Origin of the sequence: Lutibaculum baratangense AMV1 (assembly GCF_000496075.1) — a bacterium.
GTDB classification, from domain to species: Bacteria; Pseudomonadota; Alphaproteobacteria; order Rhizobiales; family Tepidamorphaceae; genus Lutibaculum; species Lutibaculum baratangense.
Window position 1 is genome coordinate 202,009 of record NZ_AWXZ01000039.1, and the last position, 26,932, is coordinate 228,940.

Consider the following 26,932-nt stretch of genomic DNA (forward strand, 5'->3'; position numbering starts at 1 on the left):
GGAGCGGGCGCGACGGAAGCAGCAAGCCTCGCCGGGCGTGCGGCAAACATGGTAAACAGCGCGTTAACCAATGCGAGGTCGCCCCACATGCTCGAAGAACAGGATCGTCAGACGACGCCGCAGGACACGCCGCAGCGCGAGGACAAGGCAGGCCCGGCGGTCAATGGAGAGGCGGCCGTGGCCAAGTCGCGCCTGCAGGACGCGATTCGGCGGGCCAGGCTCAACGAGGCGGAGCGGTCGGACGTGATACTCGAGCTTCGCGAGGCCGAGGCCGCGCGGCTCGAGATGCTGCACGCCTCGCTCCGCGACCTCTTCGACGAGATCCCGCCGGGCACCGATCTTCTCGAGTGCTCGCTCGTCGCGAGGTCTCCGCCACGGCTGTGGATCGACGTGATCGCGTATGTCGTGATGGGTCGCGACAAGCGCACCTACCGCTTCGTGAAGGAGACCCGCTACGGCCCGAAGATCATCCTCGAGAGCACCAATCTCGATGAGGTCAACCAGGCGGTCACGGACTACGTCGCCCACCGGCTTCTCGAGCGGGCACGGGCCCTCGACAGCGACACGACGGAGCCTCGCGTCGCGCCTGCCGCCGAACGTCCGGCAGCCGAGCCTGTGCCGGTGCAGAGCATGCCGGTGCAGCGCCGTCGCGGGCCCGGCTGGTTCAGCCTGTTCGTCGCACTCTTGTTCGGGGCGCTGTTGGGCGCGGGAGGGTTGTTCGCCTACGGCTACTACCTCGTGAGCTTCGGCTGAACGCGGGGTTGCTGCGCATCGAGCGCGCGTTCGAGGCTCCGGATGCCGGCCTCGATCTGGGACGCGGTGGCCCCCGCGAAGCCGATCACGAGGCCGGGCCGGGGCGCGGCGTCGAGGTAGCAGGCGCTGAGAGGCGAGACGGCGAAGCCGTCGCGCTGCATCGCCATCGCGACCTCCGCGTCGTCGACGGGGGCCCTGAATGCCACCGTGAGCTGGACGTTCCCGGTCGGCCGATCGACCTCGATCCGGTCGCCGAACCGGCTGACGAGCGCTCGGTGGAGTGCTGACCCGCGCTCCTCGTAGACAGTGCGGATGCGGCGTAGGTGGGCCTGATAGTGCCCGCCGTCGATGAAGTCGGCGATGGCGAGCTGCGCATGCACGTTGGCGAGCCGGCCCGTGCTGCGGAAGAGCTCGGTGAGATCACGCGCCAGAGCCTTGGGGACCACGCAATAGGCCGTCCTCAGCCCCGGCAGGAGGGTCTTCGCGAAGGTGCCGAGGTAGATGACCTGCTCCGACTGGGCGAGACCATGCAGGGCCGAGATGGGTCTGCCCTCGAAGAGGAACTCGCTGTCATAGTCGTCCTCGAGAACCATCGCGCCGACGCTCCTCGCGTGAGCGAGGAGGGAGAGCCGTCGCGCGAGGGTCATACGCGCGCCCGTGGGGTACTGGTGCGACGGCGTGACGTAGATGAGCCGCGCGGCGTCCTCGCTCTTCATCCGTTCGACATTCGCGCCCTCGGCATCGACCGGCAGCCCCGACAGCGCCAGTCCCGCCCCCGAGAAGGCGGCACGTGCTCCGAGATAGCCCGGGTCCTCGATCCAGACGCGCTCGCCCGGATCGCAGAGCGCCTCGGCCAGTCCCGACAGGGCGCCCTGCGTGGAGGCGACGACGAGGATCTGGTCCGGCTCGGCCTCCACGCCTCGCGCCGCGGCGAGATAGCTCGCGAGGATCTCGCGCAGCTGCGGCACGCCGCCGGTCCGGTCGTAGTGGAGAACCGCGGATCGCTCGCGCATCACGGCGCGGCGGAGGCAGCGCGCCCATAGCTCGAAGGGGAAGAGATCGGTCGCCGGCGCTCCCGGCTGGAGCAGCCCCGGATGGCGGGCCCATGCTCGGCCCCTGGTGTCGTCGGCCTTGAGCCGACCCCGCACCGAGAGAGACGGTGGCGGCGGTGACGTGGCCGACCGAGGCGCTTCCCCCTCCGGAGGGACCCGCGCCGCCACGATCGGGGCCGAGCGACCGGTGATGTCGACGATGCTCTCGCCTTTCAGGAGGTCGTAGGCCGCATTCACCGTGTTGCGGGAGACGTCGAGCGTGGCAGCCAGGCGTCGGCTGGAGGGAAGCCTGTGGCCGGGCCGCAGGGTTCCCTCGGCCACCGCCTGGCGCAGCGACCTGTAGATCTGCTCCGGCAGCGGCACGGCCGAACTTCTGTCCAGCAGGACCTGCCCCTCCTGCAGTATTGGTACTTCCATTTTCGTCGATCTGGCTCTTCTCGGGAACCAGAGTGTGCGTCATGGATCGGCGGAAGGCCATAGCCGAGGATGGAGAACGAGATGAACGTCATGTCGAAGGCCGAGCGGGAGAGGATCCCGCCCCACGCGCGAATCCGGAACGCGAAGCGGGGAAGCTATGACCGCGAGCAGGTGTGGGCGGTACTCGACAAGGGGCTCGTCGCGCATGTCGGCTTCATCGATGCCGGTCGCCCGATGGTGATCCCCATGATCTACGCGAGGCGCGGCGACACGCTCTACATCCACGGCGCGAGCTCGACCCGCATCATCCGCAAGGTGGGCGAGACGGCGCCGCTGTCGCTCACGGTCACGCTGATCGATGGCCTGGTGGTCGCGCGGGCGGCCTTCCACAACTCCGTCAACTACCGCTGCGCGATCGTCCACGGCCAGGCCCGGCACGTCACGGACCCGGACGAACTGGACGAGGCGCTGACGCTCCTGACGGACCATCTGCTGCCGGGACGCTGGGCCGAGAGCCGGCCGGTGTCGGCGAAGGAACGGAAGGCGACGGGCGTGCTGGCGCTCGAGGTCGAGGAGGCGGCGACGAAGGTGCGGACGGGAGGGCCGGTCGACGACGAGGAGGACTACACCCTGCCGATCTGGGCGGGAGTCGTTCCGGTCGTCACGGCGCTGGGGCAGCCGCTCGACGACGGGCGACTGGCCGAAGGCGCGCAGGTGCCGCCTTCGATCGCCGCCAGCCGCGGCCGGTTCCTGTAGGCGCTGCCGTCGCTGCCGCGGACGCTCAGCCGACCACTGCGTGGCCGTCGCGCCAGAGGGGGCGCCGCTGCGTCTCGGAGATCGCCTCGTCCTCGAATCCGCGCACCGACATCGTGCAGTTCCAGCCGTGACGGCCGCGGTCGATCTCGTAGACGTTGTAAGCGGCCGCCGGCTTTCCGCCGAACGCCAGAGCCGAGGCGGACGGCACGCCGATGACGGGCACGGGCTCGCGCGGGCTCTCGATGTGCCGCACGGTGCTCGTGTGGTCGTGGCCGTGCAGCACGAGCTCGGCCCCGAGGCGGCCCACCATCTCCACGAAATGCTTGCCGTCGAGCAGCCGGCGGTAACGGTCGCCCTGGGTGCGCAGCGGGGGATGATGGATCAGGACGACGCGGAAGAGATCCGCGGATCGCAGCTCCGCAAGCATCGTCTCGAGCCGTTCGAGCTGCGAGGAGCCGATCTTGCCGGTGGCGAGGAAGGGAGCGGTGGCGACGGCGGAGGAGACGCCGACGAGAGCGAGCGGCCCGCGTCGCCTGAGATAGGGAAAGCGCGCCATGCTTTCGTCGGGATCGGCGCCGTCGCCCGTCATGTATTCCCGCCACGCACGCCGCGTCGCAGGAACGGCACCGCGTGTGTAGGCGTCGTGGTTGCCGGGCACGAGGGAGACGTGGTCGCCGTGGCCGATCTCGTTCAGCCACTCGCGGCACGCAGTCCACTCCGCCCGCGAGGATACGATCGTCAGGTCCCCCGTCACGGCGATATGGTCCGGTGCCTCGCGCTCGAGATCCCCTGTCAGGACGTCGAGCACCTCGCGGCGGTGCACGTCGCGACGGCTGCGACGCCAGTTCGTCCAGCCGACGAGGCGCTGGCTGAACAAGAGCTCCCGTCGACGCGGACGGCGCGAGGGCGGAATGTGAGGGTCGGAAAGATGAGCGAGACGATACATCACCGCTGGCATCTAGCGCGCCTCGGTGCGAAATGACAGACGGAACCAGGCGCGAGGGCCGGATCGTCCGCTCCCGAGCAACCCTTAGTTGCTGGAGAAGGTCATCAGCGTCGCGGCGATGCGTGCATTGCCGAGGTCGATCGCGGGACGCCAGATGTAGCCGGGGCGCCGCGAGCGGAACAAGAAGGAGAACATCGGAGATTCCAGAGGTCATAGAAACGGGAAGCGCCGCATCGTCGAGACGCGCGGCGCTGGATGCGATCTTCTACCAGCCTGCCCAGGAGGCGGGCAGATGCCCGCGCGCTGGGCAGACCTGCGCGCCGCTCATGCCGTTCGGTAAGCCTATGTCAACGGGATGTGTCGTTCCGGCCGCCGGCCTCCGCGGAAGCGGGCGGTGGTGAGGCCGTTGACGCGCCGCCTGGCGCAGACCTACTGGCGATGGTCACGCGGCCTCACGATGGGCGTCCGCGTCGCCGTGCTGGACGGCAGGTACGTGTTTCTCGTCCGCCACACCTACACGTCCGGCTGGCACCTGCCGGGGGGCGGCATCGAGCGGGGCGAGACCGCCCGGCAGGCGCTCGAGCGCGAGCTGATGGAGGAGGCGGGCATCCGGCTCGACGAGGAGCCGAGGCTGCACGGGGTGTTCCTGAACGAGGCGACATTTCCCGGAGACCACGTGCTCACCTTCGTGGGAGAGGCCTGGACGCAGGTGGAAGTGCCGTACCCGTCGAAGGAGATCGCCGAAGCCGGCTTCTTTCCGGCGGACGGGCTCCCCGCCGGCACCACGCCCGGCACCCGCCGCCGCATCATGGAGATCGTCGATGCCGCCCCTCCGGCGGCTCACTGGTAGCCTCAGGCCGCCTTCAGGCGCTCCCGCCCATGGGGCTCGTGCAGGTCGATCTGCGGACCCACCGGCACGATGCCCGTCGGGTTGATCGTGCGGTGGCTCGCATAGTAGTGGCCCTTGATGTGGTCGAAGCGCACCGTCTCCTCGATGCCCGGAACCTGATAGAGTTCACGGAGATAGCCGGAAAGGTTCGGGTAATCCGCGATGCGCTTCAGGTTGCACTTGAAGTGGCCGTGATAGACGGGATCGAAGCGGACGAGCGTGGTGAAGAGGCGCCAATCCGCCTCCGTCAGCTGTTCGCCCGCCAGGTAGCGGCTCTGGCCGAGCAGCCTGTCGAGATCCTCCAGCGTCGCGAAGAGATCCGCGAACGCTTCCTCGTAGGCCTCCTGTTCCGTCGCGAACCCCGCCTTGTAGACCCCGTTGTTCACGGAGTGGTAGACGCGCTCGTTCACCTCGTCGATGCGGCCGCGGAGATGCTCGGGATAGAGGTCGAGAGCCGGATTCTCCGCGAAGGCGTCGAAGGCCGTGTTCAGCATGCGGATGATCTCGGAGGACTCGTTCGAGACGATCGTGCCGCGCTTCTTGTCCCACAGGGTGGGCACGGTCACGCGGCCCGTGTAGTCGGGCTTGGCCCTGAGATAGATCTCGTAGAGCCGCCTCGCCCCGAAGAGCGGGTCGGGGTGCTCGTCGTCGAAGACCCAGCCCTCGTCGAGCATCAGCCAGTCGACCGGGCTGAAGCTGACGACGTTCTCGAGCCCCTTGAGCTTGCGCACGATCAGGGTGCGGTGCGCCCACGGGCAGGCGTAGGAGACGTAGAGATGGTAGCGCCCGGGCTCCGCCGCGAACCCGTCCGTGCCGCTCGGGCCCGCCGAGCCGTCGGCGGTGACCCAGTTGCGAAAGACCGAGTCCTCGCGCTTGAAGCGGCCACCCGTCTTGTCGGTGTCGTACCACTTGTCCTGCCAGTTTCCGTCGACGAGTAGGCCCATCTCGAAAGTCTCCCTGTTCGCGTCGAGTGCCGGCGCCGTCAGCCGTGCATCTTCTTCGTGATCTCGGCCACGTGGCGGCCCTGGAATCGGCACTGGGCGAGCTCGTTCTCGGAAACGTCGCGGCTTCCGTCGGAGTTCGACAGCGCTCCCGCGCCGTAGGGCGAGCCGCCGCGGGGCTGGGTGATGTCGGAGATCTCCGGGCACGAGTAGGGCAGGCCGACGATCACCATGCCCTGGTGGAGTAGCGTGACATGGAAGGACGTGATGGTCGTCTCGTTGCCGCCGCCGACGCCGGTGGAGGTGAAGACCGAGCCGACCTTGCCGATGAGCGCGCCCGAGGCCCAGTGCTTGCCGGTCTGGTCGAGGAAGTTGCGCATCTGCGAGGTCATCATCCCGAAGCGGGTCGGCGTGCCGAAGATGATCGCGTCGTAGTCGGGCAACTCGTCGATCGTCGCGAGGGGAGCCTCCTGCTCGACCTTCATGTGGGCGGCCCGCATCTGCTCCTCCGTCATGAGCTCGGGCACGCGCTTGACGACGATTTCGGCGCCTTCGACCGAACGCGCGCCTTCCGCGACGGCGTGCGCCATCTTCTCGATATGGCCCCAGCTCGAATGGTAGAGGACGAGGATCTTCGGCATTTCGTGTCTCCAATAAGTGGCTGCGGCCGCACGCCGCCTGAACCGGGTAGAGAGGTAGAGGTTGCGCGGCCCGGAAAAAGCCCGTGCAATGCGAAGGGATTGTTGACCGAAGGGGAACGATGGGACGGTTGGCCGAGATCGAGGCGTTCGTGAAGATCGTCGAGGCGGGCGGCGTGGGGGCGGCGGCGGAGCGCCTCGACATCGCGAAATCCGTCGTGAGCCGGCGGCTGCGCGACCTCGAGGCGCGGCTCGGCGTCCGCCTTCTCCAGCGGACGACGCGCCGGATCAGCCTAACGGAGGTCGGACGCGCCTACCACGAGCGGTGTCTGCGCATCCTGGCCGATCTCGAGGAAGCCGACCAGGCGGCGACGCAGGAGCATGGCACGCTGCGCGGACGTCTCAGGGTCGCCGCTCCGCTGACCTTCGGCATCATGCATCTGGGGCCCGCGATTCCGGCCTTCCTCGAGGCGAACCCGGAGATGTCGATCGAGCTTGACCTGAACGACCGCAGGCACGACCTGGTCGACGAGGGATTCGACCTGGCGGTCCGGATCGGAAAGCTCGAGGACTCGAGCCTCATCGCGCGGAAGCTCGCCCGCGTCCGCAATGTCGCGTGTGCAAGTCCCGCCTATCTCGCCCGCCACGGCCGGCCGGAGCGGCCCGAGGACCTCGTGAACCACTCTGGCCTCAGATACACGAACGTGCCCGAGCGACGCTCCTGGACGTGGCTCGACGGCGAGGGGCAGGAGCGTTCGGTCTCGGTCCCGTTCCGGTTTGCCGCCAATAACGGGGAGATCCTGGTGACGGCCGCGGAGGCGGGGCTGGGAATCATGGTCCATCCCGTCTTCATCGTTCACCGGGCCATCGAGGAAGGGCGACTGGAGGTGGTCCTGCCCGACGTGGAGTGGAGGGAGATCTCCGCCTACGCCGTCTGGCCGCAAGGCCAGCAGCTCTCGGCCAAGGTGCGCGCGTTCGTGGACTTCCTGGCCGAGCGCTTCGGGGATCCTCCCTACTGGGAGCGGTGCCTCGACAAGAGCAACGGGCGCGCGACCTGACGCAGTTCTGCAACGGCCGATACCGGCGGGCGGTCGCGTGCAAAAGCGGGTGGCGGCCCCCTGAACATCATGCTATTCCTCTCGCGTCTCCACCAGTTCGGGGTGCAGGTTCTGATGAATCACGCACAACAGATGCGACGAGTTTTTTGGTGCACGCCCATTGTGCGCCGTCTCGCCGCGCGCCCGAGCCGGCCTCGCTCCTTCCTACGGTAGAGCGCACGGGGCCTTCGCTGACGGGCGCTGCCGAAAGAAAGCAACGCCCAGGGAAGACCCATGACGACCCCTTCGAAGTCCTTCATAATCCGTCCGGAACACCCGTCCGACACCGGCCCGATCGAGGCGCTTGCCGCGGAAGCCTTCGGCCCCGGCCGCTTCGCGAAGACGGCCTATCGCCTGCGCGAGGGTGCCGAGGCCATCGAGCCTCTCTGTCTCGTCGCCGAGCTCGACGGCGAGCTGATCGGATCGATCCGCCTGTCCGCGATCATGATCGGAGATAGCCCGGCCCTGCTGCTCGGCCCGCTCGTCGTGCGTCCGGCGGAGAAGGGGCGCGGTTACGGGATCGCCCTCATGCAGACGGCGCTCGACCGCGCGCGGGAGCTCGGCCACCGGCTCGTGATTCTCGTCGGGGACCTCCCGTACTACTCGCGTGTCGGGTTCGGCCACGTTCCGTTCGGACGGGTGAAGCTGCCGGGCCCGGTGGATCCGCGCCGCCTGCTCTACCTGGAGCTCGCCGAGGGGGCCTTCGACGGCGTGTCCGGCGAGGCGAGGGCCGCGTCCCTAGCGCCCCTCGCGGAACCAGGTCCCCGCGAGGGCGGCGAGCAGCAGGAGAAGCCCGAGAATTCCGCTCATGACCGGAAGCGTATGAACGCCGTGTAGGATCGAATCCTCACTGCGCCTCAACCCCATCCAGTCGCTCCCCGAGGCGCTGTTGCCGGCTCTCACGGGCAGGATCCGCGGCAGGCTCGGGGTGTCCCCCGGATCCTCGGCAAGACGGTAGACGCCGCCTCCGGTCTGCTCGGCGAGAGGCGACAGCTTCTCCTGGGTGGAGAGCACCTCCGCAAACTCCTTGGGGTTTGCGGGGCCGACGCTGGCCACGGTGCGCAGGTCTCCCTGCACGACGCGGTAGAGGCCCTGCTGCTCGGCCTCGACCGCGACCCGCCAGCGCCCGGGCTCCGCCTGCGTCATCTCGAGCGTCTCCTCGATGTCGCTCGGGCGGGTGAGCGTGGCCTCTGGAACGCTCTCCTCCATCGTCTGCCGCTCGATGACGAGGCGATCGCCCTCCTGGTAGGCGCGCAGCGCCTCCTCTTCCAGGTCCGTCTCCTTCATGAGCCAGTGCGACAGCCGGCGCAGAAGCGGCACGTACGGGCCGCCGCCCTCGAAGCCGCGGGCCCACAGCCAGGCGTGGTCGGAGAGCATGAGGGCGATGCGCCCTTCGCCCTGGCGGGCCGTGACGAGGAGAGGCATCTCCTCCGCGCCCGTCATGAGGGTGCGGGTCTCGCCCGCCGGGTTCGCCTCGACGAGGCGGAACCACTCGCTCCAGTCACCGACCGTCGCGCCGGCCGGAACGAGGTCGCGCGTGATCGGATGGCGCTGCCCCTCGATCGACAATGCGGCCCTGTAGGGCTCCTCGACGACCCGTCCGCTCGGCTGCGCAGGCAGGACCGAGGCGAGGGGAGTGCGGAAGAGGCTCACGTTCTCGGCGTATTCCGGTCCGGAGGCCACGAGCACCGCCCCGCCGTCCTCCACATAACGCGCGATGTTGTCGTAGTAGAGGATCGGCAGGACGCCGCGGCTCTGATAGCGGTCGAATATGATCAGGTCGAACTGGTCGATCTTCTCCGAGAACAGCTCCCGCGTCGGGAAGGCGATGAGCGAGAGCTCCGAGATCGGCGTGCCGTCCTGCTTCTCCGGCGGACGCAGAATGGTGAAGTGCACGAGGTCGACGGAGGCGTCCGATTTCAGGATGTTGCGCCATGTCCGTTCGCCCGCATGCGGGGATCCCGAGACGAGGAGGACGCGCAGCGTGTCGCGGATGCCCTCCACCGAGATGACGCCGCGGTTGTTCTGATCCGTCAGCTCGCCTTCGAGCGGCGCCGCCTCGATCTCGATCAGGTTCTTGCCGCCGTGGGCGATCTCGACCGGCACCGTCACGTTGTCGCCCGGCGTCACGTTCATCGTGCGCAGAAGCTCGCCGTCGCGGCGGATCTGCACTTCGACGCGGGTGCCGGGTCCCGGCTCGGGCGCGGCGGGCCCCACGTCCTCGACGTGGAACGTGATCGGCTTCTCTTCCCCGACGATGCCGAAGCGCGGGGTGGAGTTCAGGACCACGCGGCGGTCGGACTCCTGCTCGTGGCCCGTGACGAGGACATGGACCGGCGCGTTGAAGCCGAGCTCCGCGGCGTCGGCGGGGATGTCGTGCACCTGCCCGTCCGTGACGAGCACGGTGCCGCCGACACGTCCCTCCGGCACGTCGGCCAGAGCCTGCTCCAGAACGCCGAAGAGATGGGTCCCGTCGGTCCCGGCGCTGTCGGCGGCGACTTCGCGCACCTCGAACCCGCCGAGGCGCTCGATGCGCTCGCGGAGGCCGGCCACCGCGGCGTCGGTCTGGCCCTCCCGTTCGCCGAAGCCCTGGCTCGCGCTGCGGTCGGTGACGATCGTCACGACCGCCGGCACGGTCTCCCGATCCTCCTGGCGCAGCGACGGCACCGCGAGTGCGAGAAGGAGCAGGCCCCCCGCGAGCGCGCGCAGCCAGGCGCCGGGCGTGCGCCGGAACAGGCCCACGAGCGCGACGACGGCGACGGCGACCGCAAGGCCGGCCAGCAGCCGGTCGTCGATCATGGGGGAGAAGCTCAGCGACCAGTCCATCGGGCGTCTCTACTGTCCCAGTCGTTCGAGGAGGGCTGGCAGGTGGACCTGGTCGGCCTTGTAGTTGCCGGTGAGCGCGTACATCACGACGTTGATGCCGGCCCTGTAGGCCATCTCGCGCTGCCAGTTGCCGTCGGGCACGACTGGGTAGAGCGGCTGTCCGCGCGGGTCGATCGCCCAGGCGCCCGCCATGTCGTTTGCAGTGATCAGGATCGGCGAGACGCCGTCGGCGGCCCGCACCGGCCGGCCCGTCTGCCCGTCGTCCGGCAGCGAGGCTTCGACCCACATCTCACCGTCGTCCCAGCGGCCCGGAAAGCCCTGTACGAGGTAGAAGGTCTTCGTCAGAACGTGGTCGGGCGGCACGGGCTCGAGTTCGGGTATGTCGAGACCGCTCAGCATCTCCCGGAGCTTCGCCATGCCGGGACCGGTGCCCGACGCAGCGGAGGTCAGGGCATCGCGGGTGTCGAAGAGCACCGTGCCGCCCTGCTTCATGAAGGCGTCGACCTTCGCCATCGCCTCCTCCGACGGAGGCGAGCCCTCATGGTCCATCGGCCAGTAGATCAGCGGAAAGAAGGCGAGATCGTCGCGCTCGACGTCGACGCCGATCGGCGCTCCGGGTTCGAGCGCGGTGCGTGCGGCGAGCATCTCGCTCAGGCCCTGCAGGCCGGCCTCGCTCGTCCGGTCGACCTCCGAATTGCCGGTGACGACGTAGGCGAGGCTCGTCTCGAGGCTCGCTCTCATCGCGAAGCTGCGGTCGCCCTGCTGGGCCGCGAGGGGGGAGGGCGTGAGGACCGGAGAGAGCGCAAGCAACACGAGCGCCGCGGTCGCCCCGCCCCTGGCGGCCCGGCGCGCGAGGGCGCCACTCATGGCGAGCATGATCAATCCATCCACGATGAAGAGGGCGAGGGCGGCCGCGAGGAGCCAGGGCGCCAGCGTGCGCGGGTCGCGGTCGGGATATGCGGCCGCGGGCACGCCTGCGAGGTCCAGCGGTCCGAACTCGCTCTCGTCGCTCACGAGGTTGATCGCCCGCACCGCATCCTGCTCGCCGTACCAGCCCGGCGGATGTGCCGCGTTCGGGCGGGCGGTCCCCAGATCGGCCTGGGCGATCGGTCGCGCGGACGGCGGAGGATCGACGAGCCTGCCCTCGGCGTCGAGCGTGCGGAAGGGCCGCAGGACCCCTCCCGGTGCGAGCTCGCCTCCTGCGGCCGCAGGATCCCCTTGTGCCGGCCCAGCCAGCTCCTGCAGGCGGCGGAGCATTTCGACGAAGACGCCGGACAGGGGAAGGTTCGACCAGGCTGCGTCGGCGGTGACGTGGAAGAGCACAATCCACCCCTCGCCCTCGCGCCGTGCGGTGACGAGTGGCGTGCCGTCGGCGAGGCTCGCCCAGGTGTGGTCGACGAGCTCGCCGGACGGCTCCGCCAGGATCTGCCGCTCGATGCGAACGTCCGGAGGGATCTCGAGCCCCGCGAAGGGAGAGCCCTCTTCGAACGGCGCCATTGCCTGAGGCTCCGACCAGGACAGGGTGCCTCCCAGTTCCCTGCCGCTGCCCCGCAAGGGCACCGGCAGCAGCGCATCGCTCTCGCCGCCGGCGAGACGTGGCCCGGCGAAACGCACGAGCACACCGCCGTCGCCGATCCACTCGGAAAGCTCGCGCTCGGTGCTGCCGATGAGCGTGCCGACATCCGTCAGGATCATCATCGACACCCCGGAGCCGAGGAGAGCCTCGATGGCGTCCGGGACATTGGCGCCACCCGCAGGGCGGAGGTCGGCATAGGGCTCGAGCGCCCGCTCCACGTAGTAGAGGGGGGACAGCAGCGGTTGCGCGCGGTCGCGGGCCTCGCCGCTGACGAGGCCGATGACCCGTCTGCGCCAGCGGTCGTCGAGAAGCTCGACCGCGCCCGGCTGAGCCTGCCCGAGCACCGCCACGCGCGCGATCTCGTTCCGGAGGTCCCTCGGCAGGTCGACGGAAGCCTCGCCGGACAGGCTGCCTTCCCCGAAACTGACGAGGGCGCGGACCATCTCCCGCCCCCTGAGATCATAGGCCGCGACGGCGGCCGGCGCAGCATCCGCAGCAGAGGCACGCAGCACCTGCACGGTGAGCGCTTCGGCCTCTCCGCGCACGCCGCCGATCGCCAGCGGCAGCTCGTCGCCGCTCGGGGAGAGGACGCTGACGCCGCCTGGAGCTTCCAACGCGGCGAGCCGGTCGGCGAGCTCGCTGCCGGCTCCGTGATCGATGCCGTCCGTGAGCCAGACGATCTGCTGGAGACGCCCTTCGGAGACCGCTCGCGCCAGCTCGTCGAGCCTGCGGGCGCGGTCCGGCGCATGCGGCTGCGGCTCCAGGCCCTCGAGGCGGTCGGCCACGATCACGGCCGCGTCGGCGGCGGGTAGTGCGTCGTCGGATGCCGTCGCGGCGAGAATGACCGGCCGCGACTCCTGGTCGGCCGCCTCCAGGAGGTTCCGGGCGGCAGCCTGGATGCGTGGCCAGTGCGGGGTCGAGGCCCAGCCGTTGTCGATCATGACGGCGAGCGTGCCTTCGCCCGCGCCGGTCGCCGGCGGCGGGTCGAGCGTCGGCCGCGCCAGGGCCAGGATGATGAGCGCCGCGATCACGAGACGCAGGAGGACGAGCCACCAGGGCGTCGTCGACCGCGTGTCCTCCTGCCGCTCGAGCTCCGCCAGGATGCTCGTCGGCGGAAAGGCGACGCGGCGCGGCCGGGGCGGCACGAAGCGCAGCAGCCACCAGATCGCCGGCAGGGCGACGAGGCCGAGGAGCAGCCAGGGCTGCAGGAAACCGATGGAGAGGCCGGGGATCATCGCGACAGCCCCGTGCTGGCGGCCGTCAGCCGCGCCTGCAGGGCGAGCAGCGCCTCCTGGGCCGGCCGGTCCGTGTGGTGGACGAGGTGGCTCCAGCCGAGCGTCTTCGACAGCTGCCGCAGCCGCTGTCGCCTAGCCTGGAGGCGCTCGCGATAGGCCTCGCGCAGCTCCTGCGCCCGGCCGGCGAGATAGGTCTGCCCCGTCTCGGGATCCTGAAACTCGGTGCGGCCGCTGAACGGAAAGGTCTCCTCGGCCGGATCGAGAACCTCGAGGAGATGGCCGCGGACACGGCCTGCGCCCATCGCGCGCAGGCGCGCCTCGATGTCGTCGATCGGGGAGAGGAAGTCGCTGATCAGGACGGCATCGGACAGCGGCCTGAAGAGCGTCGGCTCCGGCAGGTCGTCCTCGGCGAGCGGTGCGTGCGCGAGCGCTTCGGCGGCGCGCTCCGCCGCGTCGGGTCTGCCGGTGATGCGTGTGACGCCGGCGATCGCCACGCGCTCGCCGCCCCTCACCATCAGATCGAGGGTCGCGAGGGCCAGGACGATCGCGCGCTCGATCTTGCGCTGTGGCGCGAGCCCGCTCCCGAACAGCATCGACTGCGACCGGTCGAGGTGCACCTGCACCGTGTGGGCCGCCTCCCACTCCTTCTCCCTCACGTAGAGGTGGTGGTCGCGCGCCGAGCGCCGCCAGTCGACGCGCGAGGCCGGCTCGCCCGACTGGAAGTGACGGAACTGCCAGAAGGCTTCGCCAGGTCCGGGCCGGCGGCGGCCGTGCAACCCTTGCGAGACATTCGCCGAAACCCGCCGCGCCTCCATGACGAGATACGGCATCCGCGCGGCGATCTGACTCGCCTGCCGCAGGAGGCCCGTGGCCGGCGGCGGGGTGAGATCGAGGTCTGGGCGGGCGATGGCCAACGCGGCTAACCGATGCGGGCCGTGAGCCGGTCGATGACCTCGCCGATCGACATGCCGTCGGCGCGCGCGGCGAAGCTGAGCGCCATGCGGTGCTGCAGAACGGGCTTCGCCATCGCGACGACGTCGTCGACGGAGGGGGAGAGCCGACCCTGCACCAGCGCGCGGGCCCTGACGGTCAGCATCAGCGCCTGGCTCGCGCGCGGCCCGGGGCCCCAGCCGACCGTCTCGTCGATCTCGCGGTCGCCGTGCCCGGGCCGGCCGGTGCGCACGAGGTTCAGGATCGCGTCGACCACCGATTGACCGACCGGGATCTGCCGGACCAGCGCCTGGGCCTCCATCAACTCGTCAGCCGACATCACGGGCTTCGCCACGTCCGCGTCGAGACCCGTCGTCGCCACGAGCATGCGGCGCTCCGACTCGAGGTCCGGATACTCGACGTCGACCTGTGTCAGGAAGCGGTCGAGCTGGGCTTCGGGCAGCGGGTAGGTGCCTTCCTGCTCGAGCGGGTTCTGCGTGGCCAGAACATGGAACGGCCGGGGCAGGTCGTGGCGCTGTCCGGCGACCGTCACGTGGTGCTCCTGCATCGCCTGCAGGAGTGCCGATTGCGTGCGGGGGCTCGCCCGGTTGATCTCGTCGGCCATCAGGAGCTGCGTGAACACGGGCCCGCGGATGAAGCGGAAGGCGCGGCTTCCGCCCGCCGCCTCCTCGAGCACCTCGGAGCCTAGAATGTCCGACGGCATGAGGTCCGGGGTGAACTGCACCCGCGCCGTGCCGAGGCCGAGCACGGTTCCGAGCGTCTCGACGAGCTTCGTCTTCGCGAGGCCCGGCACGCCGATCAGCAGCGCGTGCCCTCCCGCGAGGAGGGTGACGAGCGCGGTCTCGACCACCGTCTCCTGGCCGAAGATGACCCGTCCGATCTCCTCCCGCGTCCTGCGCAGGTGGTCGGTCGTCAGGTCGGCGCGTGCGACGATGTCTTCGTCAGCTTGATTGATCGTGGTCATGTGCTCGACTATATGGCGGGCGGCGTCCGTGGGGACGGGGCGGAGCCTCACATGTGTGTGAGTCCTGCGCCCCACAACAAGGGCAGTGCGACGTTTTCCGAGCCAGATCAAGGCTTCGCCAGCTTTCGTCGATTACCGCTCGCGAGGTGGGCAGAACTATGACCGGCAGGAACGACACCCATGCGGCGCCGGACCGTGGGAGCACGCCAGGCGGCCTGGCCGCTCTCGAGGCGGCGGCTCGGGAGGCCGGCCGGCGCGGCGCGCCACCGGTCGAGCGCTGGAACCCCGACTACTGCGGCGATCTCGACATCCGGATCGCCGCCGACGGCAGCTGGCACTATCTCGGCACGCCGATCGGCCGGCAGCGTCTGGTCAGGCTCTTCGCCTCCGTGCTGCGCAGGGACGAGGACGGCCGCACCTATCTGGTGACCCCGGTCGAGAAGATCGGCATCACCGTCGACGACGCGCCGTTCCTGGCGGTGGAGATGGCGGTCGAGGGCGAGGGCAAGGCGCAAAGCGTCTCGTTCCGGACGAATGTCGACGACGTCGTGACCGTGAGCGCGGACCATCCGCTGCGCTTCGTGGCGGAGCCGGGCACGGGAGGGATCAAGCCGTACGTCCTGGTGAGGGGGCGTCTCGAGGCGCTCGTGACACGGGCGCTGCTCTACGACCTCGCGGAGCTGGCGGTCGAGGCTGAGGGCCACGGGGGTCCCGGCATCTGGAGCGAAGGCGCGTTCTTTCCGATGCGTGGCGCGGTCGCATGAGCACGAGCGTCGAGCCGCGCATCGGCCACGAGCGGACGGTCTTCGCGGCATCCGAATTCCGCCGGCTTGCCGGTCTCCATCTGCTGGATGAGCCGTCGGCGGCGGCGAGCGACCTGTCGCTGCCGGCCGAGCGCGGCGATCACGACCTGAACCCGGATCTCGCCGCGGAGGTATACGGGGAGGGCCCCTCCCGCCTCGCGGCCGTGCTCGTGCCGCTCGTGCCGCGCGAGGATGGTCTCGCCGTCATCCTGACGCGGCGCACCGAGCATCTTTCGAGCCACGCCGGGCAGATCGCCTTTCCCGGCGGCAAGGTCGAGAAGGGCGATCAGGGGCCGCTCCAGGCCGCGCTGCGGGAGACGCGCGAGGAGATCGGCATCGCGTCGGACCGGATCGAGCCTCTCGGCTATCTCGACACCTACCAGACGAGGAGCGGCTTCCGGATCGTGCCGGTCGTCGCCTTCGTCGATCCCCATGCCGAGCTGGTGCCGGATCCGGGCGAGGTGGCCGCGGCCTTCGAGGTTCCGCTGTCGTTCCTGATGACGCCGGCGAACCACCGGCGCGACAGCCGCGAGTGGCGCAGCCGGCGCCGGTACTTCTACGCCATGCCGTTCCGCGAGCATCACATCTGGGGTGTGACCGCCGGCATCATCCGCAATCTCTACGAGCGGGTCTACGGCCGATGATACGTGCGATCTGGTTCCATGTGGCGCTCTTTCTGGCGCCGTTCGTGGTCTATGCGTTCTACCTCTACTTCTCGCACCGGGACCCTCTCGCCCGCGAGGCCTGGGAGACCCGCGCGACCTGGTGGCTCACGGCGGTGGGGCTCGTGCTGCTCATCGGCTCGATCCTCCTCGTGTCGGCCTTCCGTGGCGCAACCCCCGACCGGACATACGTACCGCCCCGCTTCGAGGACGGCCGCGTCGTCCCCGGTCACTTCGAGTGAGGCCACGTCGCGCGGAGTTCGACTGGCTCCGCCGCGAGCCGCTCCGCACGCTCCTGGCCATCCTGAATGGAGACGGCATCGAGACGCGCGTCGTCGGGGGCGCGGTGCGCGACGCCCTGATCGGGCGAGAGATCGGCGATGTCGACCTCGCCACCACCGGGCTGCCCGAGGAGATCGCGAGGCGGGCGACGCTGGCGGGCTTCAGGCCGGTGCCGACGGGGCTGGAGCATGGCACCGTCACCGTCGTCGCCGACGGTCGCGCCTTCGAGGTGACGACACTGCGCCATGACGTCGAGACCGATGGCAGGCGCGCCGTCGTCCGGTTCGGCAACGACTGGGAGGAGGATGCCCGGCGTCGCGACTTCACGATGAACGCGCTCTACGTGGAGGCCGACGGGACGATCCAGGATCCGCTCGGCGGCTGCGAGGACGCCCTCGCCGGACGGGTGCGCTTCATCGGCGAGGCCGAGCGCCGCATCGCCGAAGATCATCTGCGGATCCTCCGCTTCTTCCGCTTCCACGCCGGGTACGGGCAGGGCGACCCTCAGCCGGCCGACCTCGCCGCCTGCGTGCGCCTGCGGCTCACCCTCCTGAGGCTCTCGGCGGAACGGGTGAGGCAGGAGATGCTGAGGCTGCTCGTCCCCCCGCGCGCCGCGGCCGCCCTCCGCGTCATGAGTGAGACGGGCATCCTGCAGATCGTGATTGGGGGCGTCGACAGGCTGCCGGCCTTCGAGCGCCTGGCGCGTCTCGAAGAGACGCTGGACGAGGCTGCCGAACCGGTCCGGCGCCTGGGCGCCCTGGCGGTGATCGTCGAGGAGGACGCCTCGCGCCTGTTCGACCGGCTGCGCCTGTCCAAGGTCGAGAGCCGGCGGCTCCTCGCCATGGCGGAAGCGCGCCCGCGCCTCAAGTCCCCGGCGGACGAGGCCCCGGCGAAGGAGGTTCTCTACCGGAACGGCCCGGAGCTCTACGCCGACATCGTCCGCCACGCCGCCGCGAGCGAGGCGCGGGACGCCGACGCCCTCGCCGGGTGGCACGACCTCGTGCGCCTTCCGCAACGCTGGACGGCACCGGCCTTTCCGCTCAATGGCGGCGACGTGGCGGCGCTCGGCGCCAGGGGACGCGAGATCGGCCAGACGCTGAAGGCGCTGGAAGCGGCCTGGATCGCCGGCGGCTTCTCTGGCGGGCGGGAGCACTGGCTGGCAAGGGCCGCCGAACTCCTGCCGCGCGGCTGACGCCTCACGGCCAGCGGGCCAGCGGCGGCATCGACGACAGGATCGAGGCGACGTTGCCGCCGGTCTTCAAGCCGAACACCGTGCCGCGGTCGTAGAGCAGGTTGAACTCCACGTAGCGGCCGCGCCGGACGAGCTGCTCCTCGCGATCTTCGGGGGCCCACGGCGTGGCGAAGTTGCGGCGCACGATCTCGGGATAGACCTCGAGGAAGGCGCGGCCGACATCCTGGGTGAAGGCGAAGTCCGCGTTCCAGTCTCCGGTATCGACATAGTCGTAGAAGATGCCGCCGACGCCCCGGGGCTCGTTGCGGTGCTTGAGCCAGAAGTACCGGTCGCACCAGTCGCGATACTCCTCGAAGGCGCGATCGTTCTTCTCGCAAGCCCGGCGCAGCGCCGCGTGGAAGTCGATCGTGTCCGGGTCTTCCCGGGTCCTGCGACGGTCGAGCACCGGCGTGAGGTCCGCTCCGCCACCGAACCAGGCCTTCGACGTGACGACGAAGCGGGTGTTCATGTGGACCGCGGGCACGTTCGGGTTCCACAGATGCGCGATCAGCGAGATGCCGCTCGCCCAGAAGCGGGGGTCCTCTTCCGATCCGGGGATCTGACCGCGGAAGTCTGGACTGAACTCGCCGTGCACGGTCGAGCAGTGCACGCCGACCTTCTCGAAGAGGCGCCCGGTCATGCTCGACATGATGCCGCCCCCGCCCGGCGCGCCGGAGTGATCGGTCCTGTTCCAGGGTGTGCGCAGGAAGCGGCCGGCCTGGCCGTCGCCACCGGCCAGCTCCGCTGGCACCTCGTCCTCCAACGCCTCGAAGGCGTCACAGATCCGGTCGCGCAGGCTCTCGAACCAGCGCCGTGCCGTCTCCTGTCTCTGCGTCAGTTCGTCCATGATCGCCTTCCGAACGCCCGTGCTCTGGCCACGCGATCTAAGGCCGATCGTCCCTCGCGTCCACTTTCGCCGCCGCTCGCACCGGATTGGCCATTGGCTGGGGGCGCCGCGCGACTATCTAATGCGCGGTCATGGCAGTCTTCTCCTGGTTCGCAAACCTCCTCGATCCGTTCAGGCCGACACCGGTGGTGAGGCCGCCGGAGACGGCGCTCGCCTTCTACCTGCACTTCCTGAGGCCGGTGAAGGGCGTGCTCGTCGCGGTCCTGATCGCGTCCTTCGTGGCGGCGATCGCCGAGATGGCGCTCTACGTGTTCCTCGCCGACCTGCTCGACCGCGTCACGGGAGCGGATCCGGCGACCTTCTTCCAGGACAACTGGCTCGTTCTGACGGGGATGGCGATCGTCGTTCTCGTGATCAGGCCGATCGGCGTGCTCTCCGCCCGGGGGCTGATGGCCATCACGCTGACGCCGGGCCTCACCAACATGGTCCGCTGGCAGAACTACCGCTACGTCCTGCGGCAGAGCATATCGTTCTTCCAGAACGACTTCGCCGGCCGGGTCGCCCAGAAGGTCATGCAGACGGGCCACGCTCTGCGCGAGACCGTGGTGAACCTGATCGACGGGGTGTGGACGCTCGTCATCTATCTCGCCGGCACGCTCGCGCTCTTCGCCGGCATCAGTCCCTGGCTCGCGGTGCCGATCCTCGCCTGGATGATCGGCTACATCGCGACGATCTACTGGCTCGTGCCGCCGGTGCGGCAGCGCTCGGCCGCCTTGTCGGAGGCCAATTCGGCGCTGTCCGGCCGCATCGTCGACGGCTACACGAACATCATGGCCGTGAAGTCGTTCGCGCACGCGGAGCGCGAGGACGCCTTCGCTCTCGAAGGGTTCCAGCGCCATCTCGAAGCGTTCCGCACCCTGTCGCGCACCATCGTCACGATGACGGTGTCGCTCACGCTCATGAACGGCTTCCTGATCTTCGCGGTCGCCGCCCTCTCGCTATGGCTCTGGTCGCGCGGGCTGGCGACCGTCGGCGACATCGCGCTCGCCAACGGGCTCGTGATCCGTCTCAACCAGATGTCGGGCTGGATCCTGCGCACCATCACCTCGCTCTTCGAGAATGTCGGGACGGTGCAGAACGGGATGGAGACGATCAGCCGTCCGAACATGATCGAGGACGCGCCGGAGGCGCGGCCCCTCGAAGTCACGCGAGGAGAGATCCGCTTCGAGCGTGTGAGCTTCGGCTATGGTCGCGAGGACGGCGTCATCGAGGACCTGACGCTCACCGTGCGACCGGGCGAGCGGGTAGGGCTCGTCGGCCGCTCCGGCGCCGGCAAGTCGACGCTCGCCCATCTTCTCCTGCGCTTCCACGATCTCGAGGGCGGCTGCATCCTGATCGACCGGCAGGACATCTCGGAGGTCACGCAGGACAGCCTGCGCGCGCAGATCGGCATGGTGACGCAGGACACGGCGCTCCTCCACCGCTCGCTCCGCGACAATGTCCGCTACGGCCGTCCCGACGCCGCGGAGGAGGAAATTCTCGGCGCGGTGGCGGATGCCCATGCCGGCGACTTCCTGAACGACCTGATCGATCCGCGGGGCCGCACGGGGCTCGACGCGTTCGTCGGCGAGCGGGGCGTCAAGCTGTCCGGCGGCCAGCGCCAGCGCATCGCCATCGCCCGTGCGCTCCTGAAGGACGCGCCGATCCTGGTGCTCGACGAGGCGACCTCCGCCCTCGACTCGGAGGTCGAGGCGGCGATCCAGGCGAGCTTGGAGGACCTGATGGCGGGCAAGACGGTGATCGCGATCGCGCACCGCCTGTCGACGATCGCGCGGATGGACCGGCTCGTCGTGATGGATCACGGACGCATCGTCGAGAGCGGCACGCATGACGAGCTCGTCGCCGCGGGCGGCCTCTATGCCTCCCTCTGGGCCAGGCAGTCCGGCGGGTTCCTGCCGGAACAGTCGAACGAGGCGGCCGAGTAGTCGAGTTCGGACCTTCTACCGCCGCGGCGCGTTCTCATCGGATCGTGGTGGGGCTACGTACCGGGATCGCGTGAATGCGCTTCATCGCCGTCATCAATCGTGAGGCCGGCGGGGTCCGGAGGACGGGCGTCCGCCGGCTGGAAGAGATGGCGGAGGAGACGCTCGGGCACCAGCTCGTCGGCCTCGAGAGCGCGCGCGGCCGTGTCTTCCCGAGCGCCGTCACCGCGGCCCTGGCTCAGCGGCCCGACGGGCTGATCGCCATCGGCGGCGACGGCACGGCCCGCACCGTTGCCGGCTATGCCATCACCGCCGGCGTGCCCGTCACTTTCGCGCCCGCGGGAACCATGAACCTGCTGCCGCGCCGGCTCTGGGGCGAGCGCGAGATCGAGGAGGTTCTGGCGGCGATCGCGGCCGGCGAGTTCTGCCTCGACGCCCTGCCGGTGGCGATGATCGAGGGAGAGCCCTTCTTCGTGGCGGCCGCGTTCGGGCTCGTGCCCGCGTTCGGCCGGATCCGCGAGCATCACCGGCTCGCCAGGAGCTGGCGGCGGCGGCTCGGTGCCCTGCTGCAAGGCCTGGCGCTCGGCCGGCGCGTCTTCCGCCCGAACGTGATGTTCCGCAGCGAATCCCGCCGCACGATGCGGACCCCGGCCCTGATCGTCACGGTGGGTGATGCCGATCAGCTCTATCCCTGGCGCGGCGTCGACGCGGGCATCGGCGGGTTCGAGTGCGTCAGCCTCCGCCTCGAAGGCTGGATGGACGTGCTTCAACTGGCGGGCAAGACGCTCCTTCGTCGCGATTGGAGGGACGACGAGAGGATCGAATCGTTCTCGGCACGGCGCATCGTCGTGTCCGGGCGAGGCCGCCGGCTGTGGATGATGGTGGACGGCGAGCCTCTGTGGCGGGATCCCCCGGTGCGACTGCGCTTCTCCTCGTCCCCGATGCAGGTGATGGCCTCGACCGATTCGCCGCTGGCGAAGGCGAGGCACTCGGTGAACGAGAGCGAGGGCTCTTGAAGCGGATCCTGCACATTTCCGATCTCCACCTGCCGGCGAGGCGCGAGGGGCAGGTGGCGGCGCTGGCCGACGCCGTCGCGCGGTTGCGGGCCGATCTCCTCGTCGTGAGCGGCGATCTGACCCGCCGCGGGTCGCGGAAGGAGTTCGCGGCGGCCGCCGAGTTCCTGTCGGCCCTGCCGAAGCCGCAGCTCGTCATCCCGGGGAATCACGACGTGCCGCTGTTTCCGCTGACGCGGATGACGAGGCCCTTCCGGCGGTACCGCAAGGCGCTGACCGAGGATCTGGCCCCGCTCCACGTGGATGACGAGATCGCCGTTGCGGGGCTCAACACCTCCCGGGGGGTGCAGGCGCGGCTCGACTGGTCGCTGGGGCGCATCAGCGGCCGCGCCGTCCGCCGCGCCACGGAGCGGCTGTCGGCCGTGCCGACCGACCGGACCCGCATCGCCGTTACGCACCACCCGCTGGCGCCCGACATCGCCGATCTCCGCCGCTCGCAGGTCCGCGGCGCCGCGAGCGCCGTCACGTCGCTGGCGCTGGCGGGTGTCGGCATCATGCTGCATGGGCACCTGCATCGGCCTCGCGTGGACGTGGTCGATGTGGCTTCGCGAAAGGTCGTGATGGTCGGCGCCACCACGGCTCTGTCCGATCGCGAGCGCGGCGGAGGCAGCGGCTTCAACGTTCTCGATATCGTCGACGGCGTGCTGACGGTCGCGGAATCGCGCTGGAACGGGACGAGCTACGAGCTCGAGCCGCCGCGGCCCGTTCCGGTCGGCGCTTCGCCGGTCGTCGCCCAGCCTGTCTGACGCATCGCTTCACCGACCACGAGCGCCGCGGCCATCGCGATGTTGAGCGACCGCAGGCCGGGGCGCATCGGCACGACCACTCTCGCATCCGCGCGCTCGTGGACGCGCAGGGGCACGCCCGCCCCTTCGCTGCCGAGCAGCAGCACGTCCCCGCGGCGATAGGCGAAATCGAGATGAGGCGTGCTGCCGCGGGTGGTCAGGAGCACGATGCGGTCGCAAGCCGCGCGGCAGCTGCCCTCGAAGGCGTCGAAATCGACATGCCGGCGCACGGCGACATGATCGAGATAGTCCATGCCCGCCCGGCGGAAGCTCCTCTCCGACCAGGGAAAGCCCGCCGGCTCGATGATGTCCACGGCCAAGCCGAGGCAGGCGGCGAGACGCAGGATCGTCCCCGTGTTCTGTGGAATGTCGGGTTCGTAGAGAGCGAGCCGCATGTGGACTTTCAACCGCAGTGCTACCGCTTTGCGACAAATGGAACCGCCCTCTCCTGCATTGCTGGACAACGCGAGGCAAGAGTGCAAAAAGGACCGACGCCGCCGCCCGGCGGTCACGCCCGCGCTGCGTCCCGAGGAGGAGGGGGGCGGGCGAATTCTCGGGGACTCTACTTGGGGAATTGGACGTGGCCCATACCCACACGGACGCGGAAGAACCGACACGTCGGGACTTCCTCTACATCGCGACCGGCGCGGTCGCAGCCGTCGGCGCCGCCGCCGCACTGTGGCCCTTCATCGATCAGATGAATCCCGATGCCGGTGTCCAGGCTCTCGCCTCGATCGAGGTCGATCTGAGCGCGGTCGAAGTCGGACAGGCGATCACTGTCATGTGGCGCGGCAAGCCGGTCTTCATCCGTCATCGCACGGAGGGGGAGATTCAGGAGGCCGACGAGGTTCCGCTCTCGGATCTGCCCGATCCCGTCGCCCGCAACGAGAACGTGGCCGCCGACGCCCCGGCGACGGACGCCAACCGGGCGGAGAAGCCCGAGTTCCTGATCATGATCGGGATCTGCACGCATCTCGGCTGCGTGCCTCTCGGTGAATCCGGCGATTATGACGGCTGGTTCTGCCCCTGCCACGGGTCTCACTACGACACGGCGGGCCGCATCCGCAGGGGGCCGGCCCCGCGCAACCTCGATGTGCCGGTGTACGCCTACACGTCCGACACCACCGTGCAGATCGGCTAGCGGCGAGGGCAGGAAACAATGAGCGGTCATCACCCCACATCCGAACTCGAACATCCGGTCGCCCGCTGGCTCGACAGCCGGCTGCCGATCATCAGCGCCATGAAGGCGCAGTTCATCGACTTCCCGACGCCTAAGAACCTGAACTACTTCTGGACATTCGGCGGCATCCTGATGCTGATGCTCGTCGTCCAGATCATCTCGGGCGTCGTTCTGGCCATGCACTACACGCCGCATGTCGACCGCGCTTTCGAAAGCGTCGAGATGATCATGCGCGACGTGAACTATGGCTGGCTGATCCGCTACATCCACGCGAACGGCGCGTCGATGTTCTTCGTGGCGGTCTACATCCACCTCGCACGCGGACTCTATTACGGCTCCTACAAGGCGCCCCGCGAAGTGCTGTGGGGGATCGGCGTCATCATTCTCATCCTCATGATGGCCATCGCCTTCATGGGCTACGTCCTGCCCTGGGGCCAGATGTCCTTCTGGGGCGCCACCGTGATCACGAACCTGTTCAGCGCGATCCCGCTGGTCGGCGCGCCGATCGTCGAGTGGCTGTGGGGCGGCTTCGCGGTCGGAAACCCGACCCTCAACCGCTTCTTCTCGCTGCACTATCTCCTGCCCTTCGTGCTCGCGGGCCTCGTGTTCCTGCACGTCTGGGCGCTGCACGTCCCGGGCAACAACAACCCGACGGGCGTGCCGGTGAAGACGCCGAAGGACGCCATTCCCTTCCATCCGTACTACACGGTGAAGGACGGCTTCGCGATCGTCTGCTTCATCATCTTCTTCGCCTTCTGGGTGTTCTACGCCCCTAACTATCTCGGCCACGCCGACAACTACATCCCGGCCAACCCGCTGGTGACGCCCGCTCACATCGTTCCGGAATGGTACCTGCTTCCGTTCTACGCGATCCTGCGCGCGATCCCCTCGAAGCTCGGTGGCGTCATCGCGATGTTCGCGGCGCTGATCGTGCTGTTCTTCCTGCCCTGGCTCGACACGTCCAGGGTCCGCTCGGGCGCCTTCCGGCCGATGTTCAAGGTGTTCTTCTGGATCTTCGTCGCGGCCTGCATCGGCCTCGGCTATCTCGGCGCACAGCCGGCGGAAGGGATCTACATCGTCTTCGCCCGCATTCTGACGATCTACTACTTCGCCCACTTCCTCGTCGTTCTGCCGCTGCTCGGCATCTTCGAGACGCCGCGGCCGTTGCCGAATTCCATCTCGGAGGCGGTTCTGAAGGGGCAAGGCGGGAGTGCCACGGTCCCGGCCGGGGCTGCGTCCGCACCCGAGAAGAGGGGGTGAAAGTGAGGGGATTCATGTTCAAGACGAAGGCCGGCGTGAACGCGCTCGTCCTCGCGGCGGCCCTCTCCGTCGGCGGCGCCCAGTTGGCGCACGCCGCGGAGGCCGATTTCGAGCTGAAGAACGTCGACTTCTCCTTCGAGGGCCCGTTCGGGACCTTCGACCGGGGCCAGCTGCAGCGCGGCTACAAGGTCTACGTGGAATCCTGCGCGGGCTGCCACGGCATCGACTACCTCGCCTTCCGCAACCTCGGCGAGCCGGGCGGGCCGGAGTTCAGCGAGGACGTGGTCAGCGTCCTGGCCGAGGAGTTCCCGCGCCAGGTGACGGACGGGCCGGACGAGACGGGCGAGATGTTCGAGCGTCCCGGCACGCCGCCCGATCGCCTTCCGCCGCCGTTCCCGAACGAGGCCGCCGCGCGCGCCGCGAATGGCGGTGCATATCCGCCGGACCTCTCGGTCATCGCCAAGGCGCGTGCCGGTGGCCCGGACTACATCTACTCCATCCTCACGGGATACGAGGAGCCGCCAGCGGACGTCGAGATGCGGCCGGGCCAGTATTACAACGCCTACTTCCCCGGTCACGCGATCGGCATGCCGCCCCCCCTCGACGACGGCCTCGTGAGCTTCGACGACGGTGCGCCCGAGACGCTCGACCAGTACGCGAAGGACGTCTCGGCGTTCCTGATGTGGACGGCGGAGCCGAAGCTGGAGGCACGGCGGCGCCTCGGCTTCGAGGTGATGGTGTTCCTCATCATCTTCGCCGGCATGATGTACTTCTCGTACAAGAAGCTGTGGCGCGACGTGGAGCATTGATCCGGCCTCCCGGTCGGACGCACCGATTGCAAAGGGGCCCGTCGGGCCCCTTTTTGTTGTCTTTCCGAGGAGGTTTCCGCATGACCAGGGCAGTGTTGGGCATCATCGGCGGGTCGGGGCTCTACGACCTGCCCGGCCTCGTGAACGCCCGGTGGGAGAGGATCGCCGGTCCCTGGGGAGAGCCGTCCGACGAGCTGCACCGCGGCGAGGTCGACGGGCTCGAGATCGTGTTCCTGCCGCGCCACGGTAGGGGCCACGCGATCCCGCCCTCGGAGATCAACTACCGTGCCAATATCGACGCGCTGAAGCGGGCGGGGGTGACGGACCTCGTGTCGATATCCGCCTGCGGTTCGCTGCGGGAGGAGCTTTCGCCCGGGACCTTCGTCCTGTGCGACCAGTTCATCGACCGGACCTTCGCCCGCGAGAAGAGCTTCTTCGGGAAGGGTTGCGTGGCGCACGTGTCGTTCGGCTTTCCCACGAGCCCGGCTCTCAGCGGGCACGTGGCGCAGGCGGCCGAGGCGGAAGGGATCCCGCTCAGGCGGGGGGGCACCCACATCGTGATGGAGGGCCCGCAGTTCTCCACCCTGGCGGAATCGAACCTCTACCGGTCATGGGGCTGCGACGTGATAGGCATGACGAACATGCCCGAGGCGAAGCTCGCCCGTGAGGCGGAGCTTTCCTACGCCTCCGTCGCGATGGTCACGGATTACGACTGCTGGAACTCGGAGCACGGCGACGTCGACGTCCCCACGATCCTCAAGGTCGTGCGCGAGAACGCATCCAAGGCGCGCCGTCTCGTCCTCCGGCTCGCGCGCGACCTGCCGCGGGACCACGAGCCGTGTCCCAAGGGGTCGGACCGGGCACTCGATACGGCCATCGTCACGCCACCCGAGGCGCGCGACCCCGAGCTCGTCGCCAGGCTCGATGCCGTCGCGGGGAGGGTGCTTCGCGGCTGAGGCGGCGGCCGCGGATACGTG

26 protein-coding genes are annotated in these 26,932 nt (G+C 69.3%); 16 read left to right on the forward strand and 10 right to left on the reverse strand.

The genetic code is table 11. The annotated features are described in order from the left end of the window. Positions 1-87 precede the first annotated feature (87 nt). On the forward strand, positions 88-753 hold the full coding sequence (locus N177_RS15525; protein WP_023433335.1) for a hypothetical protein: 666 nt from the start codon (positions 88-90) through the stop codon (positions 751-753). Here N177_RS15525 and pdxR read toward each other — a convergent pair. Then, positions 732-2,222: a MocR-like pyridoxine biosynthesis transcription factor PdxR gene (pdxR, locus tag N177_RS15530; RefSeq protein WP_023433336.1), complete on the reverse strand. Its 1,491-nt coding sequence runs from the start codon at positions 2,220-2,222 to the stop codon at positions 732-734. The two genes, N177_RS15525 and pdxR, sit on opposite strands and share 22 nt — an antisense overlap. An 81-nt stretch (positions 2,223-2,303) precedes the next feature. Between pdxR and N177_RS15535 the strand changes: the two genes are divergently transcribed. Then, entirely contained in the window at positions 2,304-2,978 is a 675-nt protein-coding gene (locus N177_RS15535; protein WP_040486046.1) for a pyridoxamine 5'-phosphate oxidase family protein, read from the forward strand. Positions 2,979-3,003: 25 nt separating this feature from the next. On the opposite strand, the gene N177_RS15540 is transcribed toward N177_RS15535, so the two are convergent. Then, positions 3,004-3,936 carry a metallophosphoesterase family protein gene (locus N177_RS15540; protein WP_023433338.1) on the reverse strand — a complete coding sequence of 311 codons (933 nt, stop codon included), beginning with the start codon at positions 3,934-3,936 and terminating at the stop codon, positions 3,004-3,006. Positions 3,937-4,321: 385 nt separating this feature from the next. Between N177_RS15540 and N177_RS15545 the strand changes: the two genes are divergently transcribed. Further along, a complete protein-coding gene (locus N177_RS15545) occupies positions 4,322-4,774 on the forward strand; it encodes an NUDIX domain-containing protein (protein ID WP_341872337.1) in 453 nt (150 codons plus the stop codon). Between the two features lie 2 nt (positions 4,775-4,776). Here N177_RS15545 and N177_RS15550 read toward each other — a convergent pair whose 3' ends face one another. Both N177_RS15550 and wrbA read right to left on the reverse strand, forming a co-directional pair. Further along, positions 4,777-5,757: a glutathione S-transferase family protein gene (locus N177_RS15550; protein ID WP_023433340.1), complete on the reverse strand. Its 981-nt coding sequence runs from the start codon at positions 5,755-5,757 to the stop codon at positions 4,777-4,779. A gap of 38 nt (positions 5,758-5,795) precedes the next feature. Continuing rightward, a complete protein-coding gene (wrbA, locus tag N177_RS15555) occupies positions 5,796-6,395 on the reverse strand; it encodes an NAD(P)H:quinone oxidoreductase (RefSeq protein ID WP_023433341.1) in 600 nt (199 codons plus the stop codon). Positions 6,396-6,514: 119 nt separating this feature from the next. On the opposite strand from wrbA, the gene N177_RS15560 reads away from it, so the two are divergent. Together N177_RS15560 and N177_RS15565 are read left to right on the forward strand one after the other, a co-directional pair. Beyond that, a complete protein-coding gene (locus tag N177_RS15560) occupies positions 6,515-7,450 on the forward strand; it encodes a LysR family transcriptional regulator (RefSeq protein WP_040485939.1) in 936 nt (311 codons plus the stop codon). Between the two features lie 273 nt (positions 7,451-7,723). Then, positions 7,724-8,326: a GNAT family N-acetyltransferase gene (locus N177_RS15565; RefSeq protein ID WP_081718591.1), complete on the forward strand. Its 603-nt coding sequence runs from the start codon at positions 7,724-7,726 to the stop codon at positions 8,324-8,326. On the opposite strand, the gene N177_RS15570 is transcribed toward N177_RS15565, so the two are convergent. From N177_RS15570 to N177_RS15585, 4 genes are read right to left on the reverse strand one after another with little or no spacing between them, the layout of a single operon-like run. Next, positions 8,228-10,315: a threonine dehydrogenase gene (locus N177_RS15570; protein WP_023433343.1), complete on the reverse strand. Its 2,088-nt coding sequence runs from the start codon at positions 10,313-10,315 to the stop codon at positions 8,228-8,230. The genes N177_RS15565 and N177_RS15570 overlap by 99 nt on opposite strands. A gap of 9 nt (positions 10,316-10,324) precedes the next feature. Next, positions 10,325-13,126, reverse strand: coding sequence for a DUF4159 domain-containing protein (locus N177_RS15575; protein WP_023433344.1), 2,802 nt, complete (start codon positions 13,124-13,126; stop codon positions 10,325-10,327). Then, complete coding sequence (locus N177_RS15580) at positions 13,123-14,040, reverse strand: DUF58 domain-containing protein (protein WP_023433345.1); 918 nt, start codon at positions 14,038-14,040, stop codon at positions 13,123-13,125. Before N177_RS15580 ends, N177_RS15575 begins: the two co-directional genes overlap by 4 nt. A gap of 5 nt (positions 14,041-14,045) precedes the next feature. Continuing rightward, a complete protein-coding gene (locus N177_RS15585; protein ID WP_023433346.1) occupies positions 14,046-15,041 on the reverse strand; it encodes an AAA family ATPase in 996 nt (331 codons plus the stop codon). Between the two features lie 158 nt (positions 15,042-15,199). Here N177_RS15585 and N177_RS15590 point away from each other — a divergent pair, with 158 nt between their 5' ends. From N177_RS15590 to N177_RS15605, 4 genes are read left to right on the forward strand one after another with little or no spacing between them, the layout of a single operon-like run. After that, the gene (locus N177_RS15590; RefSeq protein ID WP_023433347.1) at positions 15,200-15,805 is read left to right on the forward strand and encodes a DUF1285 domain-containing protein; all 606 of its coding nucleotides are present in this window, start codon (positions 15,200-15,202) and stop codon (positions 15,803-15,805) included. After that, on the forward strand, positions 15,802-16,488 hold the full coding sequence (locus N177_RS15595) for a CoA pyrophosphatase (protein ID WP_023433348.1): 687 nt from the start codon (positions 15,802-15,804) through the stop codon (positions 16,486-16,488). The genes N177_RS15590 and N177_RS15595 overlap by 4 nt, the downstream gene beginning before the upstream one ends. Continuing rightward, positions 16,485-16,748 (forward strand): DUF6111 family protein, encoded by a 264-nt coding sequence (locus N177_RS15600; protein WP_040485940.1) that lies wholly within the window; start codon positions 16,485-16,487, stop codon positions 16,746-16,748. The genes N177_RS15595 and N177_RS15600 overlap by 4 nt, the downstream gene beginning before the upstream one ends. Continuing rightward, complete coding sequence (locus tag N177_RS15605) at positions 16,745-17,980, forward strand: CCA tRNA nucleotidyltransferase (RefSeq protein ID WP_023433350.1); 1,236 nt, start codon at positions 16,745-16,747, stop codon at positions 17,978-17,980. The genes N177_RS15600 and N177_RS15605 overlap by 4 nt, the downstream gene beginning before the upstream one ends. A 4-nt stretch (positions 17,981-17,984) precedes the next feature. On the opposite strand, the gene hemF is transcribed toward N177_RS15605, so the two are convergent. Continuing rightward, positions 17,985-18,866: an oxygen-dependent coproporphyrinogen oxidase gene (gene hemF, locus N177_RS15610; protein ID WP_023433351.1), complete on the reverse strand. Its 882-nt coding sequence runs from the start codon at positions 18,864-18,866 to the stop codon at positions 17,985-17,987. Positions 18,867-18,997: 131 nt separating this feature from the next. Between hemF and N177_RS15615 the strand changes: the two genes are divergently transcribed. From N177_RS15615 to N177_RS15625, 3 genes are all read left to right on the forward strand, one after another. Continuing rightward, positions 18,998-20,851 (forward strand): ABC transporter ATP-binding protein, encoded by a 1,854-nt coding sequence (locus N177_RS15615; RefSeq protein WP_023433352.1) that lies wholly within the window; start codon positions 18,998-19,000, stop codon positions 20,849-20,851. A 74-nt stretch (positions 20,852-20,925) separates the two neighbouring features. Continuing rightward, positions 20,926-21,864, forward strand: a complete 939-nt coding sequence (locus tag N177_RS15620) for a diacylglycerol/lipid kinase family protein (protein WP_023433353.1) — start codon at positions 20,926-20,928, stop codon at positions 21,862-21,864. Continuing rightward, positions 21,861-22,667, forward strand: a complete 807-nt coding sequence (locus N177_RS15625) for a metallophosphoesterase family protein (RefSeq protein ID WP_023433354.1) — start codon at positions 21,861-21,863, stop codon at positions 22,665-22,667. The genes N177_RS15620 and N177_RS15625 overlap by 4 nt, the downstream gene beginning before the upstream one ends. Here N177_RS15625 and N177_RS15630 read toward each other — a convergent pair. After that, positions 22,601-23,101 (reverse strand): tRNA (cytidine(34)-2'-O)-methyltransferase, encoded by a 501-nt coding sequence (locus N177_RS15630; RefSeq protein ID WP_051402422.1) that lies wholly within the window; start codon positions 23,099-23,101, stop codon positions 22,601-22,603. The genes N177_RS15625 and N177_RS15630 overlap by 67 nt on opposite strands. 179 nt (positions 23,102-23,280) lie before the next feature. On the opposite strand from N177_RS15630, the gene petA reads away from it, so the two are divergent. The 4 genes from petA to N177_RS15650 all read left to right on the forward strand — a co-directional run bounded on the left by petA (position 23,281) and on the right by N177_RS15650 (position 26,911). Next, entirely contained in the window at positions 23,281-23,847 is a 567-nt protein-coding gene (petA, locus tag N177_RS15635; RefSeq protein ID WP_200863417.1) for a ubiquinol-cytochrome c reductase iron-sulfur subunit, read from the forward strand. An 18-nt stretch (positions 23,848-23,865) separates the two neighbouring features. Beyond that, positions 23,866-25,146: a cytochrome b gene (locus N177_RS15640; RefSeq protein WP_023433356.1), complete on the forward strand. Its 1,281-nt coding sequence runs from the start codon at positions 23,866-23,868 to the stop codon at positions 25,144-25,146. A gap of 14 nt (positions 25,147-25,160) precedes the next feature. Then, positions 25,161-25,955, forward strand: coding sequence for a cytochrome c1 (locus N177_RS15645; RefSeq protein ID WP_023433357.1), 795 nt, complete (start codon positions 25,161-25,163; stop codon positions 25,953-25,955). Positions 25,956-26,035: 80 nt separating this feature from the next. Then, a complete protein-coding gene (locus tag N177_RS15650) occupies positions 26,036-26,911 on the forward strand; it encodes an S-methyl-5'-thioadenosine phosphorylase (RefSeq protein ID WP_023433358.1) in 876 nt (291 codons plus the stop codon). Positions 26,912-26,932: the final 21 nt, after the last annotated feature.

Coding starts and splice junctions, on each gene's coding strand:
- N177_RS15525 (WP_023433335.1), top strand. CDS start 88: ATGCTCGAAGAACAGGATCGTCAGACGACGCCGCAGGACACGCCGCAG.
- pdxR (WP_023433336.1), bottom strand. CDS start 2,222: ATGGAAGTACCAATACTGCAGGAGGGGCAGGTCCTGCTGGACAGAAGT.
- N177_RS15535 (WP_040486046.1), top strand. CDS start 2,304: ATGAACGTCATGTCGAAGGCCGAGCGGGAGAGGATCCCGCCCCACGCG.
- N177_RS15540 (WP_023433338.1), bottom strand. CDS start 3,936: ATGCCAGCGGTGATGTATCGTCTCGCTCATCTTTCCGACCCTCACATT.
- N177_RS15550 (WP_023433340.1), bottom strand. CDS start 5,757: ATGGGCCTACTCGTCGACGGAAACTGGCAGGACAAGTGGTACGACACC.
- wrbA (WP_023433341.1), bottom strand. CDS start 6,395: ATGCCGAAGATCCTCGTCCTCTACCATTCGAGCTGGGGCCATATCGAG.
- N177_RS15560 (WP_040485939.1), top strand. CDS start 6,515: ATGGGACGGTTGGCCGAGATCGAGGCGTTCGTGAAGATCGTCGAGGCG.
- N177_RS15565 (WP_081718591.1), top strand. CDS start 7,724: ATGACGACCCCTTCGAAGTCCTTCATAATCCGTCCGGAACACCCGTCC.
- N177_RS15570 (WP_023433343.1), bottom strand. CDS start 10,315: ATGGACTGGTCGCTGAGCTTCTCCCCCATGATCGACGACCGGCTGCTG.
- N177_RS15575 (WP_023433344.1), bottom strand. CDS start 13,126: ATGATCCCCGGCCTCTCCATCGGTTTCCTGCAGCCCTGGCTGCTCCTC.
- N177_RS15585 (WP_023433346.1), bottom strand. CDS start 15,041: ATGACCACGATCAATCAAGCTGACGAAGACATCGTCGCACGCGCCGAC.
- N177_RS15590 (WP_023433347.1), top strand. CDS start 15,200: ATGACCGGCAGGAACGACACCCATGCGGCGCCGGACCGTGGGAGCACG.
- N177_RS15595 (WP_023433348.1), top strand. CDS start 15,802: ATGAGCACGAGCGTCGAGCCGCGCATCGGCCACGAGCGGACGGTCTTC.
- N177_RS15600 (WP_040485940.1), top strand. CDS start 16,485: ATGATACGTGCGATCTGGTTCCATGTGGCGCTCTTTCTGGCGCCGTTC.
- hemF (WP_023433351.1), bottom strand. CDS start 18,866: ATGGACGAACTGACGCAGAGACAGGAGACGGCACGGCGCTGGTTCGAG.
- N177_RS15615 (WP_023433352.1), top strand. CDS start 18,998: ATGGCAGTCTTCTCCTGGTTCGCAAACCTCCTCGATCCGTTCAGGCCG.
- N177_RS15620 (WP_023433353.1), top strand. CDS start 20,926: ATGCGCTTCATCGCCGTCATCAATCGTGAGGCCGGCGGGGTCCGGAGG.
- N177_RS15630 (WP_051402422.1), bottom strand. CDS start 23,101: ATGCGGCTCGCTCTCTACGAACCCGACATTCCACAGAACACGGGGACG.
- N177_RS15640 (WP_023433356.1), top strand. CDS start 23,866: ATGAGCGGTCATCACCCCACATCCGAACTCGAACATCCGGTCGCCCGC.
- N177_RS15645 (WP_023433357.1), top strand. CDS start 25,161: ATGTTCAAGACGAAGGCCGGCGTGAACGCGCTCGTCCTCGCGGCGGCC.
- N177_RS15650 (WP_023433358.1), top strand. CDS start 26,036: ATGACCAGGGCAGTGTTGGGCATCATCGGCGGGTCGGGGCTCTACGAC.